The organism is Caballeronia sp. GAWG1-1, from assembly GCF_023631465.1.
GTDB lineage: Bacteria > Pseudomonadota > Gammaproteobacteria > Burkholderiales > Burkholderiaceae > Caballeronia.
This window is the reverse complement of sequence record NZ_JALQDB010000019.1, coordinates 1-13,211: the sequence shown is the minus strand read 5'-3', so window position 1 is coordinate 13,211 and position 13,211 is coordinate 1. Positions and strand designations below refer to the sequence as shown.

Here is a 13,211-nt window from a genome sequence, read left to right as displayed (position 1 = left end):
AATTCGGTCCCGTCTTTAGAGTCAGAAGAACATTCGCGCGAGTTCCGTGCCCGGATCGTCGGCGCGCATGAACGCTTCGCCGACGAGGAACGTATGCACGTGCATCGCTCGCAGCCGGTCCACGTCGTGGCGCGAGAGAATGCCCGATTCCGTCACCACGATGCGGTCGTCCGGCACCGCTTCGAGCATGCCGATGGTCGTATCGATAGTTGTCTGGAACGTGCGCAGATTGCGATTGTTGATGCCGATGAGCGGCGTTTTCAGCGTGAGCCCGTCTCGCAGTTCGTCGGCGTCGTGCACTTCGACCAGCACCGCGAGTCCGAGCGAATGTGCATAGGCTTCGAGATCTTGCATCTGCGAAAGTTCGAGCGCGGCGGCTATCAGCAGAATGCAGTCGGCGCCCATCGCGCGCGCTTCCATGATCTGATAAGGGTCGACGATAAAGTCTTTGCGCAGCACCGGCAGGCTGCACGCGGCGCGCGCTTCTTCGAGATACGCGACGCTGCCTTTGAAGAACTGCACGTCGGTGAGCACGGAAAGGCACGCGGCGCCGCCTTGCTCGTAGGAGCGTGCAATTTCGCCCGGCACGAAGTGCTCGCGCAGCACGCCTTTGGAAGGGCTCGCCTTCTTCACTTCCGCAATGACCGCGGCCCGGCCTTCAGCATGCTTCGCACGCAGCGCGCCGACGAAATCGCGCAAGTCGCGCGCGCTCGCTTCGAGCCTGAGTTCTTCGAGCGGCGCGCTTTGTTCGGCGGCGCGAATTTCCTCGCGCTTCACCGCGATGATGCGATCCAGAATGTCGCTCATGGTGATGTCCGTTATTTGGTGAATTGCTGCGTGAAGCGCACGAGAGCTTCGACCTTTTCGCGCGCCGCGCCGCTGGCGATGGCTTCGCGCGCGGCGGCCATGCCCTCGGCGATCGAATCGACGATGTCGGCCGCGTAGAGCGCCGCGCCCGCGTTCAGCGTGACGATCTCGCGCGCCACACCCGCCTTGTTGTTCAGCGCGCCGAGCAGCATGGTTTTCGATTCCTGCGCGTCCTGCACTTTCAGCGAGCGGTTCGAGACCATTTGAAGACCGAAGTCTTCGGGATGAATCTCGTACTCGTTCACTTCGCCGTTCTTCAATTCGCCGACCTTGGTCGCGGCGCCGAGCGACACTTCGTCCATCCCGTCCTTGCCGTACACGACAAGCACGTGGTTTGCGCCGAGCCGCTGCATCACACGAACCTGGATGCCGACGAGGTCTTCATGGAACACGCCCTGCAGCTGATTCGGCGCGCCCGCCGGGTTGGTCAGCGGCCCGAGAATATTGAAGATGGTCCGCACGCCGAGTTCGCGGCGCACGGGCGCGATGTTCTTCATTGCCGGATGATGGTTCGGCGCGAACATGAAGCCCATGCCGGTTTCGGCAATCGAGGCGGCGACTTGTTCCGGCGTTAGATCGATATTCACGCCGAGTGCTTCGAGTACGTCCGCGCTGCCCGACTTGCTCGACACGCCGCGATTGCCGTGCTTCGCGACCTTAGCGCCGGCGGCGGCGGAAACGAACATCGATGCCGTGGAAATGTTGAAAGTGTGCGAGCCGTCGCCGCCCGTGCCGACGATATCGACGAAATGGGAGTTGTCCGCCACCTCGACGTGATTGGCGAACTCGCGCATGACAGTCGCGGCGGCCGCGATCTCGCCGATGGTTTCCTTCTTCACGCGCAAGCCGGTGATGATCGCAGCGGCCATCACCGGCGACATCTCGCCGCGCATGATGGTGCGCATGAGATGCAGCATTTCGTCGTGAAAGATTTCGCGATGCTCGATCGTGCGTTGCAGCGCTTCTTGTGCGGTGATCGTCATGGCAGTCACGCTCGCTTTCCCGATGCCGTGTTTTTCACGAAGTTTTCGAGCAGCGCGTGACCATGCTCGGAAAGAATGGATTCCGGATGGAACTGCACACCTTCCACTTCGAGTTCCCGGTGGCGCACGCCCATGATTTCACCATCAGGCGTCCATGCGGACACTTCGAGACAGTCGGGCAAAGACTCGCGTTCAATCGCCAGCGAGTGATAGCGCGTGACGTTGAAGTGTTTTGGCAGGTCGGAGAACACGCCTTTACAGTCGGTTTCGATCGCGCTCACCTTGCCGTGCATGATGGTCTGCGCGCGCACCACGCGTCCGCCGAACGCTTCGCCAATGGCCTGATGGCCGAGGCACACGCCGAGAATGGGCAGCTTGCCGGAGAACTCGCGCAGTACGTCGAGCGTGATGCCCGCGTGCTGCGGATTGCTTGGTCCCGGCGACAGGCAGATGCGTGCAGGATTGAGCTTGGCGATTTCATCGAGCGAGATTTCGTCGTTGCGAAACGTCTGCACGTCCTCGCCGAGTTCGCCGAAGTACTGGACCAGGTTATAGGTGAACGAGTCGTAGTTGTCGATCATCAGCAGCATGGTCTTTTCTCCTCAGAAGTCGCTGTCGAGGCCATCTTGCACTTGCTCGGCGGCACGCAACACGGCGCGCGCCTTGTTCTCCGTCTCTTGCCATTCGGACTCGGGCACCGAGTCGGCAACGACACCCGCCGCTGCCTGCACATAGAGATTGCCCTTGTGAATGAGGCCGGTGCGAATGGCAATCGCCAGATCCATTTCGCCGCTGAACGACAAATAACCGACCGCGCCGCCATACAAGCCGCGCTTCACGGGTTCGAGTTCGTCGATCAATTCCATCGCGCGCACTTTCGGCGCGCCGGAAAGCGTGCCGGCGGGAAAGGTCGCGCGCAATACGTCGAAGTTGCTCATGCCGGGCTTCAACGTGCCTTCGACCGAACTCACGATGTGCTGAACGTGCGAATACTTTTCGATGATCATCTTGTCCGTCACCGAAACCGAGCCGGTCTGCGCAATACGGCCCACGTCGTTGCGCGCGAGGTCGATCAGCATCACGTGCTCGGCGACTTCCTTCGGATCGTTCAGCAGTTCGGTGGCGAGTTCGGCGTCGCGCTCGGGCGTGTTGCCGCGCGGTCGCGTGCCGGCAAGCGGACGTATGGTCACGATGCGCTCGCCCGCGCGCTGTTCCTGACGCACGAGAATTTCCGGCGATGCGCCGACCACGTGAACGTCGCCGCCAAAGTTGTAGTAGTACATGTACGGCGACGGATTGAGCGAACGCAGCGCGCGATACAGCGAGAGCGGGTTGTCGCGGAACGGCTTGACGAGCCGCTGGCCGACTTGCACCTGCATTAGTTCGCCCGCCGCGATGTATTCCTTCGCGCGTCGCACGGCGTTCAGATAATCCTCTTTAGCGAACTCGCGGAACGTTTCGGTGCGCACACTCGCCGACGTCACGGGCGGCTGGACGGTAGCACGCAGACGCGCCCGCAGTTCGCGCAGCCGATGCTTCGCCTTGGCATACGCCTCGGCCTTGGTGGGATCGGCATAGACGATCAGGTAGAGCTTGCCCGCGAGGTTGTCGATGACCGCGACTTCCTCGGTCAGCAGCAGCTGAATGTCCGGCAGGCCGAGATCGTCGTGCGGCGCCGTATGCGCGAGCTTTTTCTCGATATAGCGCACCGCGTCGTAACCGAAGTAGCCTGCCAGGCCGCCGCAGAAGCGCGGCAAACCAGGACGCATGGCAACCTTGAAACGCTTCTGGAAGCGTTCGATGAACGCGAGCGGATCGCCTTCATCGGTCTCGGTGACGTTGCCGTCGGTCACGACTTGCGACACGCCGTTCTGTACGCGCACCACCGTGCGCGCCGGCAGGCCGATGAACGAATAGCGCCCGAAGCGCTCGCCGCCCACGACGGATTCCAGCAGGAACGAGTTGGCGCCATTGCGCTCGGACTGCGCGAGCTTGAGATAAAGCGACAGGGGCGTTTCGAGATCGGCGAGCGCTTCTGCGATGAGCGGAATGCGGTTATAGCCTTCGTTCGCCAGCGATTGGAATTCGAGTTCGGTCATGTTGCGATCCTTTGCGTGCCGCGCATTCTTTTGATTGAGCGCGGCATCGGGACAAGCGGGGCACTGCGATCGGCCGGTTGTCCATGCTGTCGAACGGTGCGCGACGACACGCGTTTTCGCGGGCGTTTCTCGCAAGGAGAGACGTCTTGAAGAACGACGCGGTTATCGTGCGTTGCGCCGGAATGGTTCCGAAGCAAGCGGTGCGACAAGTCAAAGGAAACGGCGCGGGAATACGCAGCGAAACAAAAAACGGATGCTGAAGCGTGCTCGAACATGATGGCTTCAGCGTACCTCAGGCGAGGTTAGCGCGACCAGCGACGCCAGGGCCAGGCTCCCCGGTCGATGCTGCTCAGACTCCGTTTTCTGTTGAGAAACATGAGATGGACTATTCAGTCAGTGTGGTATTGGGCGGCGCCAGCGTAGTGGAAATGGCCATTGCGGCGGCGCGCAGCGTGGAAACTATACCATCGGATTTCACCGATTGCACATCTTTCCCGTGGTTGTAGCCGTAGGGGACGGTGAGCGTCGCCATGCCCGCGGCGCGGCCCGCGAGAGCGTCGTTTTCGGAGTCGCCGACCGCTACGGTTTCGCGCGGCAGCACGTCGAGCCGCTCGCACGCGGTGAGCATGGGAAGCGGATCGGGTTTCTTCTGCGCGACCGAATCGCCGCCAAGAATGACCTTGAAATACTCGGCAATGCCGAAGTGCGCCAGCAACTCCACCGCAAACCGATGCGGCTTGTTGGTCACACACGCGAGCGCAATGCCGAGTTCGCGCATGGCTTCCAGACCTTCCTTCACTTCGGGAAAGAGTGCCGAGTACTGGCCGTTGATCTTCGCGTATTCGCTTTGATAGATAGCGAGGGCGTCGTCGAATTGCGCGGCGGCTTCGGTGCGCGGCAGGCGCACGGCGAGCACGCTGCGGATCAGATTCTCCGAGCCCTTGCCGACGTAACCCACGACTTCATCGCGCGCGACCGGCTGCTGTTCCAGACCGATGCGCACGAGCATGCCGTTGATCGCGGCGACGAAGTCGTCGGCGGTATCGACCATGGTGCCGTCGAGATCGATGATGGCCGCACGGATCGGTCGCGCGGGTCGTATCGAAAAGGTGGTGAGTTCGCTCACTGCGCGTTCCCCACTTTGGCAAGTTCGGCGCGCATGGCGTCGATTACTTGCTTGTAGTCGTGCTTGCCGAAGATGGCCGAGCCCGCGACGAAGCTGTCCGCGCCCGCCGCCGCGATCTCGCCGATGTTCTCCACCTTCACGCCGCCATCCACTTCGAGATGAATATCGCGGCCCGTTCGCTCGCGGTAAGCGTCGATACGCGTGCGCGCTTCGCGAATCTTGTTCAACGCTTCAGGAATGAACGACTGTCCGCCAAAGCCGGGGTTCACCGACATGATGAGCACGAGATCGACCTTGTCCATCACGTGATCCAGATAAATGAGCGGCGTGGCCGGATTGAACACGAGGCCCGCCTTGCAGCCGTGATCGCGAATGAGCGACAAGGTCCGGTCGATATGATCCGAACCTTCCGGATGGAAACTGATCTGATTAGCTCCGGCTTTTGCAAAGTCCGGCACGATACGGTCGACCGGGCGCACCATCAAATGCACGTCGATGGGCACGTCCACATGCGGGCGAAGCGCCTCGCACACCACCGAGCCGATCGTCAGGTTCGGCACATAATGGTTGTCCATCACGTCGAAGTGAACCCAGTCGGCGCCGGCCGCGACGACGTTACGGACTTCTTCGCCAAGGCGCGAGAAGTCGGCGGACAGGATGCTAGGAGCGATATGGAATTGCTTCATGGACGTGTGGAGTGAGTTGGCCCGCGTCCGGCGAAAGCATTGCCGGATTAAGGCTCGATGTCTGGAACACCGATTCTAACCCGCGTTTTTTCAGCACGTTACCCGGCTGAACGGCCTAATACGTGCTACTCGGAATGAAATGGCGCGAGTTTTGGATTTGACTCGAGCACGCAATTCGTATTGCGAGTGTGAATTGCATAAAGCAGAATGCTTGACCAGTGGAAGCAAAGCGATGAAACAATGAGGCACCTGCGCGCTAAATGGCGGCGCAGCGACGAATAGAATTGGAACAACGATGAGCCAGTACGAATTCAGCGTCGCGGTCGAGACGCGCTACCTGCCGGACCAGTCAGATCCCGACAACCGTCAATACGCGTTCGCCTACACGTTGACGATCCGTAACACGGGTCAGGTCACCGCTCAACTGATCTCGCGTCACTGGATCATCACCGATAGCGACGATCACGTGCAGGAAGTAAAAGGGCTCGGCGTGGTCGGGCATCAGCCGCTTCTGCCGCCGGGCGAGCGCTTCGAATATACGAGCTGGGCCGTCATCGCGACGCCCGTGGGCACGATGCGCGGCTCCTATTTCTGCGTGGCGGAAGATGGCGAGCGCTTCGAAGCGCCGGTCGCGGAGTTCGCGCTGCACATGCCGCGCACCCTGCATTGAACGCGGAGTTTTAGTGGCAATCAGCGGCGCTTCGCAGCGTCGTTTTGGCGGTTCTGGTGTTTCTTCTTGCCCGAATTCGTCCACACGACGATAAAAATCAGCAAGCCGAGCGCAACCAGCGCCTCGAGCCCGAAAACCAGCATTGGATATTCGTCGAACAGATCAGACATGGCGGTTCCCATCAAGAACGAGCATTGTATGCGTTTCACGCGGTCAGCCGCGCGCGTGGCGGCGCTGGCCGCATCGATTGCAACCGCGGTCCTCGTCGCCTCGTGCGGAGGCGGCTCTTATACGAAGCCAGGCGCGAATGCACCGACTGGCGTGCCGATCATCACGGGACAGCGCGCGGCTTCGCGTCTTTCGCCGGTGAGCTGGCAGCAAGTGCCGGGCTGGCAGGACGATTCACTCATCGGCGCGACGGCCGCGCTGCGTCAGAACTGCAGCCGTCTCGCGCGTCAGGCGCCGTGGCAGCGAGCATGCGCGGCGGCACAGCAGCTCGACGATCTGGACATGTCGGCGGCGCGCAGCTTCTTCGAGAGCTACTTCACGCCTTATCAGCTCGCGAATACCGACGGCACGCTCGACGGCCTCGTAACCGGCTACTACGAGCCGTTGTTGCGCGGCGCGCGTACGCGGCACGGCATCTATCAGTACGCGCTTTATCGATGGCCGTATCGCTATAAGCAAGGCTCGGCGTTGCCTGCGCGCGCGCAGCTCGAACGTTCGGGCGCGTTGACTGGCAACGAACTCGTCTGGGTCGACGACCCGATCGAAGCGTTCTTCCTGCAGGTTCAGGGTTCGGGACGCGTCGTCATGGAAGACGGAAGCGTGATGCGCGTTGGCTTCGGCGGCACGAACAACCAGCCGTATCGGTCGATCGGCAAGGAGTTGCTCGATCGCGGCGAAATCACGCCGGTGCAGGCGACCATGCAGGGCATCAAGGCGTGGGCGAAGGCGAACCCCGCGCGCGTCGATGCGCTCCTCGACGTGAATCCGCGCTTCGTGTTTTTCCGCGAGATGCCGTCGGCCGACGTGGTGTCCGCGAGTCTCGGCGACGGCCCGGTTGGCGCCTTGGGGGTGCCGCTGACGCCCGAACGTTCGATCGCCGTGGATCCGTCCGCGATCCCGCTCGGCACGCCAGTGTTCCTCCAGACCACGCGCCCGCTCAGCAATCAGCCGATGAACCGCCTCGTCTTCGCTCAAGACACCGGCAGCGCAATCAAGGGCGGCGTGCGCGCCGACTACTTCTGGGGCCTGGGCGACGATGCCGGCGATCTTGCCGGCCGCATGAAGCAGGGCGGCCGGATGTGGCTCTTGCTGCCGAATTCCTAGCGGGCGCGTTTGTCGACGACGCGTCGCGCCTTGCCCACCGAACGCTCGATGCCGTTCACCGCGAGCACATTCACGATAGCGCTGACGCCGATCAGCGCCTTGATGTCGTAAGTGAGCGCGTCCCTGGCGCCGTCGAGCGCGACGATATCGGGCGCGGATTCGGGGCAAGGCTCGACGTTCAGCGTCAGGACGTCGAGCGGACCTTCCTTCGTCAGTACGATCTGGTAGTGCGGCGCGAGCACGGGGCGCTTGAGCAGCAACTCTTCTATCTGCGTGGGGAACACGTTGACGCCGCGCACGATCATCATGTCGTCCGAGCGGCCGGTGATCTTTTCCATGCGGCGCATCGTGCGCGCGGTGCCCGGCAAAAGCCGTGTGAGATCGCGCGTGCGATAGCGGATGATCGGCAGCGCTTCTTTCGTCAACGAGGTGAAGACGAGTTCGCCGAATTCGCCATCCGGTAACACTTCGCCCGTTTCCGGGTCGATGATCTCGGGATAAAAATGGTCTTCCCAGATCGTCGGGCCGTCCTTGGTTTCCGCGCACTCCGAAGCCACGCCTGGCCCCATCACTTCCGAAAGCCCGTAGATGTCGACCGCGTCGATACCCATGCGCGCCTCGATCGCGCGACGCATGTCGTTCGTCCACGGCTCCGCCCCGAAGATGCCGAGACGCAGCGAGCAACTCGCCGGATCGACGCCTTGCCGCTCGAGTTCATCCGCGATGGAGAGCATGTAGCTCGGCGTCACCATGATGATGTCCGGACGAAAGTCCTGTATCAGTTGCACTTGCTTCTCGGTCTGACCGCCGCCGAAGGGAATTACCGTGAGTCCCGCGCGTTCGGCGCCGTAGTGCGCGCCGAGGCCGCCCGTGAAGAGACCGTAGCCGTAGCTCACGTGGACCTTATCGCCGCGTCGCGCGCCGGCTGCGCGGATCGAGCGCGCCACGAGATTCGCCCAGATGTCGATATCGGACGCCGTGTAACCCACAACAGTCGGCTTCCCGGTCGTGCCGGACGAAGCGTGGATTCGCGAAATTCGCTCTTGCGGCACGGCGAACATGCCGAACGGATAACTGTCACGTAGATCTTTTTTCGTCGTGAACGGGAAGCGGGCGAGATCGGCGAGCGACTGCACGTCCTCCGGGTGTACGTGGGCTGCATCGAACTTGCGCCGATACACCGGCGAGTTCTCATAGGCGTGCTTGAGCGTCCATTTCAGACGGTCGAGTTGCAGCGCCAGAAGTTCGTCGCGGCTCGCCTTTTCTATGGGCTCGAGCGGCAGCGTCGTGGTCATCGTTGTCTCCTTCATGCTCGCCATGCAGCGGGGCCATGTTTGGCGCGTCCGCCTGCTCGGGTCGGTCCAGTCAGACTGGTATGACGTTGCCGCGGATCTGCGCGGACTTGCCGCGAAACATCGCGACCGTTTCGCCTTCGCGGTTGGTCAGGCGAATATCGTAGATGCCGGCGCGGCCGCTCAAAGTCTGCTCGATCGCTTCGGCGGTCAGTCGATCGCCGCCTTGAACCGGACGCAGAAATTCGATCGTACAGCCCGCCGCGACCGTGCTGAGGTTGTACGAATTGCATGCAAAGGCGAATGCGGAATCGGCAAGCGTGAACATCAAGCCGCCATGACAGATCGCGTGGCCGTTCAGGAAGTCGGGGCGCACGTTCATCTGCAGCCGCGCATAGCCAGGCCTGATTTCGACGAGATCAATGCCGAGCGAGCGCGTGCAGGCGTCTGCTTCATACATTGCCTTGGCGGTCGCTTCCGCCAGTTGTTGAGGCGTCACGGGTTTCTCCTTGCGGCTCTCACAGACCTTCGAAGCGCGGTGCGCGCTTTTCCTTGAACGCGGCGACGCCTTCCATGAAGTCGTGGGACGCGCCCAACTCGCGTTGAACATCGCGTTCGAGGTCGAGTTGCTGATCGAACGTGTTGTTGGCGCTCGCGCGAAGCGCCTGCTTGATCGCCGCTATCGCCTTCGTGGGCTGCTGCGCGAGTTGTGCGGCCAGTTGCGTCGCGGCGTCGGTCAAGTCGGCGTCTTCCACCACGCGCCAAACGATGCCCCACGCTTGCGCTTTTTCCGCGCCGAGCTTCTCACCCGTCAGCGCGAGCCCGAGCGCGCGCGCTTCGCCGACACGTCGTGGCAGAAGCCACGTTCCACCTGAGTCGGGCACGAGACCGATCTTCACGAACGCCTGGATAAAGCTGGCCGAGCGCACGGCAATGACCAGATCGCACGCCATCGCCAGATTCGCGCCGGCGCCGGCGGCCGTGCCGTTGACAGCGGCGATGATCGGCAATGGCATTGCCTGAAGACGTCGCACGAGCGGGTTGAAGTGTGCCTCGATCAGCTCGCCGAGATCGGGCGTGGCGCCTTGCGTGAAGTCGAGATCGGCCAGATCCTGACCCGCGCAAAAGCCGCGTCCCGCGCCGGTGATGATGACCGCGCGCGCGTTGCTCGCTTCGACTTCGTTCAACGCGTCGTTCAGCTCGATATGCATCTCGCGGGTAAAGCTGTTCAGCTTGTCGGGACGATTGAGCGTCACCGTTGCGACGCGCGTCGTTGCATCGATATGAAACAGGACGGACTTCCCGGACATGGCGTCTCCTCAATCACCAATCGTTCGAATCGATACTAGCCGTGCGTCCGAGCCCTTGCCATTCGGCCGAATGGCATAGGCCTTTTGCACCGTCGCTTTTGCCTATGCCGTTTGGCTAGCTTCCGCAGTCGCGGCCTTCGGCGCAACATGGACTCTGCTTTGCACGACACGAAAGCGATTGGCGACGTAAGCCGCGTCGGACAGCGCAGCGTTGGCCGCGGGATTCGCGCCCGTGCCATGGAAGTCCGAGTACGCCGCAGTCTGATTGACGAAAACGCCGCCCGTCAGATTGATGGACAGGGCGACGCCGCCGCGAATGGCTGCGTCATAGGCCGCTTCGATCACTGCGTCGTCCGTGCTGTACACGGCGAAGGTCAGCGCGCCGTGTTCTCGCGCGATCGAGCCGGCAAGTTCCAGCGACTGCGCGGTCGAGTCCGTCGCCACGACGAAGGAGATCGGGCCGAACCATTCCTTGGTGAAGCTAGCTTCATCGGCGCGCGCGTCGAGTTTGAGCATGAGGGGCGTATGCACTCGCGCTTCGGGAAAGGCCGGGTGCGCGAGCGTCTGGCTATCGAGGAGAACCGCGCCGAGTTCGCGTGCTTGGGCTACGCGATTGACGACGCCATCGTTTTGAATCGCGCCGGTCAGTTCGACGGCGCGCGCCGGGTCGGAGGTCAGTTTTTCGACGGAAACGGCGAGCGCTTTCGCAACATCGTCGAAGCTCACGTGTCCGTCAGCCGTGCGGATACCCTCACGCGGCACGTAGATGTTTTGAGGCGCCGTGCACATCTGGCCGGAATAGAGCGCGAGCGAAAACGCAATGTTCCGTGCCGCTGCCTTCAGATCGTCCACGGAATCGATGACGATCTGATTGACGCCCGCTTTTTCCGTATAGACCTGCGCCTGATGCGCGTTGCGTTCGAGCCAGGTGCCGTTCTGCGTGCTGCCCGTGAAGTCGATCAGCTTGATTTCGGGCCGCACGGCGAGTTCTTGTACGAGCGGGCCGTCATTCGGAGCGGTGGCGAGCAGCGTGACGACATTCGGATCGAAGCCCGCATCCCGCAGTACTTCGCGCGCGATGCGAACAGTGATTGCAAGCGGCAAGATCGCACCCGGATGCGGTTTGACGATGACCGCGTTGCCGGTCGCGAGATCGGCGAACAGTCCGGGGTAACCGTTCCACGTCGGGAACGTGCAGCAGCCAAGCACGAGGCCCGTGCCGCGCGGAACGATGGTGAAGCGCTTTTGCATCGCGAGCGGCGGATTCTTGCCTTGTGGCTTTTCCCAATGCGCTTCGGAAGGGATTCGGCGCATTTGGTCCCACGCATAGACCACGGCTTCGAGCCCGCGATCCTGCGCGTGCGGGCCACCCGCCTGAAAGGCCATCATGAATGCCTGACCGGTCGTATGCATCACGCTTTGCGCAATTTCGAAGCTCGCGCGGTTCAGTCGCGAAAGAATCTCGAGACTCACGCCGACCCACGCTTTCGGTCCAGCGGCGCGCCACGCAGATTGCGCTTCGGAAGCGGCCCGAATGAGCGCGTCGGGATCAGACTTGGGATACTTGATGCCAAGCCCGATGCCGAACGGCGATCGTTCGTCACCGACCGTCTCTCCCGTCGAGGGCTGGTCGAGCTCGAACGTCTTGCCGAGATGCGCCTTGAACGCGGCTTCGCCATCCGCAGCTGCCGTTTCCCCGTACACTTTGGGGCTCGGCATTTCGGCGAACGGGCTCCAATAGCCGCGTGTCTCGATGGCGGCAAGCGCTTGGTCGAGCGTCGCCTCATGTTTCGTAAAGAGCGGATGTGTCATGGTCGCGAGCAGTAAGAACGGCGGATGGCGGCGGATCGAATAATTAACCGACCGGTTGGTTGGTAATGTTAGCATTATCGAGATAGCGCGAAGCAAGTGATTTCATTAGGGCTTACCTGAGGATCGAAAGGAGGAGTGCATGGCTTACGAGAATCTGTTGGTGGAGACGCGCGGGCGGGTTGGACTGATCACGCTCAATCGGCCGAAGGCGCTCAACGCGCTGAACGACGCGCTGATGGATGAGTTGGGCGCGGCGTTGAAGGCATTCGACGCCGACGAGGATATCGGCGCGATCGTCGTTACCGGCAGCGAGAAGGCGTTCGCAGCGGGCGCGGACATCGGAATGATGGCCGGCTATTCCTATATGGACGCCTACAAGGGCGACTACATCACGCGCAATTGGGAAACCATCCGCTCGATTCGCAAGCCGATCATCGCGGCGGTCGGCGGCTTCGCGCTGGGCGGCGGCTGCGAACTCGCCATGATGTGCGACATCATCATCGCCGCGGATACCGCGAAGTTCGGCCAGCCGGAAATCAAGCTCGGCGTCATCCCGGGTGCGGGCGGCACGCAGCGGCTGACGCGCGCGGTATCGAAGTCAAAAGCGATGGACATGTGCCTGACCGCGCGCATGATGGACGCGAGCGAGGCGGAGCGGGCGGGTTTGGTGTCGCGCGTCGTCGGTGCGGAGCGTCTGATCGATGAGGCCGTCGAGGCCGCGACGATCATCGCTTCTTTCTCGCTGCCAGCGGTCATGATGGCGAAAGAGGCGGTCAATCGCGCCTACGAAACAACATTGGCGGAAGGCGTTCATTTCGAACGTCGCCTGTTCCATTCGCTCTTCGCGACGGAAGATCAAAAGGAAGGCATGGCCGCGTTCGTCGAGAAGCGCAAGCCCGTCTTCAAACACCGTTGAGTTTCTTCTACGCAAAGGGCTTGCGATTCTCGCCGGCGCCCACTAGAATTCCGTTCCTTCGCGATTCGATGAACGCGAAGGAAGCGGGAGGTGGTTTCAGTAGGCGAGGCGGGCAAAG

At 62.0% G+C, this 13,211-nt stretch carries 14 protein-coding genes; 3 read left to right on the top strand and 11 right to left on the bottom strand.

Annotation, left to right across the window (positions count from 1 at the left end; all coding sequences use genetic code 11):
• Nucleotides 1-21: 21 nt before the first annotated feature.
• The 6 genes from trpC to rpe all read right to left on the bottom strand — a co-directional run bounded on the left by trpC (nucleotide 22) and on the right by rpe (nucleotide 5,761).
• Nucleotides 22-807: an indole-3-glycerol phosphate synthase TrpC gene (gene trpC, locus NCT03_RS12250; RefSeq protein ID WP_250465752.1), complete on the bottom strand. Its 786-nt coding sequence runs from the start codon at nucleotides 805-807 to the stop codon at nucleotides 22-24.
• Nucleotides 808-818: 11 nt separating this feature from the next.
• A complete protein-coding gene (trpD, locus tag NCT03_RS12245) occupies nucleotides 819-1,850 on the bottom strand; it encodes an anthranilate phosphoribosyltransferase (RefSeq protein WP_244826326.1) in 1,032 nt (343 codons plus the stop codon).
• 5 nt (nucleotides 1,851-1,855) lie between these two features.
• Nucleotides 1,856-2,440, bottom strand: coding sequence for an aminodeoxychorismate/anthranilate synthase component II (locus tag NCT03_RS12240; protein ID WP_244826325.1), 585 nt, complete (start codon nucleotides 2,438-2,440; stop codon nucleotides 1,856-1,858).
• Between the two features lie 12 nt (nucleotides 2,441-2,452).
• A complete protein-coding gene (gene trpE, locus NCT03_RS12235; protein WP_250465751.1) occupies nucleotides 2,453-3,949 on the bottom strand; it encodes an anthranilate synthase component I in 1,497 nt (498 codons plus the stop codon).
• Between the two features lie 385 nt (nucleotides 3,950-4,334).
• Nucleotides 4,335-5,075, bottom strand: a complete 741-nt coding sequence (locus tag NCT03_RS12230; RefSeq protein ID WP_244826323.1) for a phosphoglycolate phosphatase — start codon at nucleotides 5,073-5,075, stop codon at nucleotides 4,335-4,337.
• A complete protein-coding gene (rpe, locus tag NCT03_RS12225; protein WP_250492743.1) occupies nucleotides 5,072-5,761 on the bottom strand; it encodes a ribulose-phosphate 3-epimerase in 690 nt (229 codons plus the stop codon). Before rpe ends, NCT03_RS12230 begins: the two co-directional genes overlap by 4 nt.
• A gap of 295 nt (nucleotides 5,762-6,056) precedes the next feature.
• On the opposite strand from rpe, the gene apaG reads away from it, so the two are divergent.
• Nucleotides 6,057-6,431, top strand: coding sequence for a Co2+/Mg2+ efflux facilitator ApaG/CorD (gene apaG / locus NCT03_RS12220; RefSeq protein WP_244826321.1), 375 nt, complete (start codon nucleotides 6,057-6,059; stop codon nucleotides 6,429-6,431).
• 20 nt (nucleotides 6,432-6,451) lie between these two features.
• Here apaG and NCT03_RS34385 read toward each other — a convergent pair whose 3' ends face one another.
• Entirely contained in the window at nucleotides 6,452-6,601 is a 150-nt protein-coding gene (locus tag NCT03_RS34385; protein ID WP_284503192.1) for a hypothetical protein, read from the bottom strand.
• On the opposite strand from NCT03_RS34385, the gene mltA reads away from it, so the two are divergent.
• The gene (mltA, locus tag NCT03_RS12215) at nucleotides 6,600-7,763 is read left to right on the top strand and encodes a murein transglycosylase A (protein WP_284503191.1); all 1,164 of its coding nucleotides are present in this window, start codon (nucleotides 6,600-6,602) and stop codon (nucleotides 7,761-7,763) included. The genes NCT03_RS34385 and mltA overlap by 2 nt on opposite strands.
• Here the strand turns inward: mltA and paaK are convergent.
• The 4 genes from paaK to paaN form a co-directional block, all read right to left on the bottom strand.
• Complete coding sequence (gene paaK, locus NCT03_RS12210; RefSeq protein WP_250492742.1) at nucleotides 7,760-9,058, bottom strand: phenylacetate--CoA ligase PaaK; 1,299 nt, start codon at nucleotides 9,056-9,058, stop codon at nucleotides 7,760-7,762. The genes mltA and paaK overlap by 4 nt on opposite strands.
• A gap of 70 nt (nucleotides 9,059-9,128) precedes the next feature.
• Nucleotides 9,129-9,515: a hydroxyphenylacetyl-CoA thioesterase PaaI gene (gene paaI / locus NCT03_RS12205; protein ID WP_250465788.1), complete on the bottom strand. Its 387-nt coding sequence runs from the start codon at nucleotides 9,513-9,515 to the stop codon at nucleotides 9,129-9,131.
• Between the two features lie 58 nt (nucleotides 9,516-9,573).
• Nucleotides 9,574-10,365 (bottom strand): 2-(1,2-epoxy-1,2-dihydrophenyl)acetyl-CoA isomerase PaaG, encoded by a 792-nt coding sequence (paaG, locus tag NCT03_RS12200; RefSeq protein ID WP_250465747.1) that lies wholly within the window; start codon nucleotides 10,363-10,365, stop codon nucleotides 9,574-9,576.
• Nucleotides 10,366-10,467: 102 nt separating this feature from the next.
• Nucleotides 10,468-12,177, bottom strand: coding sequence for a phenylacetic acid degradation protein PaaN (gene paaN / locus NCT03_RS12195; protein ID WP_250465745.1), 1,710 nt, complete (start codon nucleotides 12,175-12,177; stop codon nucleotides 10,468-10,470).
• Nucleotides 12,178-12,316: 139 nt separating this feature from the next.
• On the opposite strand from paaN, the gene NCT03_RS12190 reads away from it, so the two are divergent.
• Entirely contained in the window at nucleotides 12,317-13,093 is a 777-nt protein-coding gene (locus NCT03_RS12190; protein WP_250465743.1) for an enoyl-CoA hydratase, read from the top strand.
• Nucleotides 13,094-13,211: the final 118 nt, after the last annotated feature.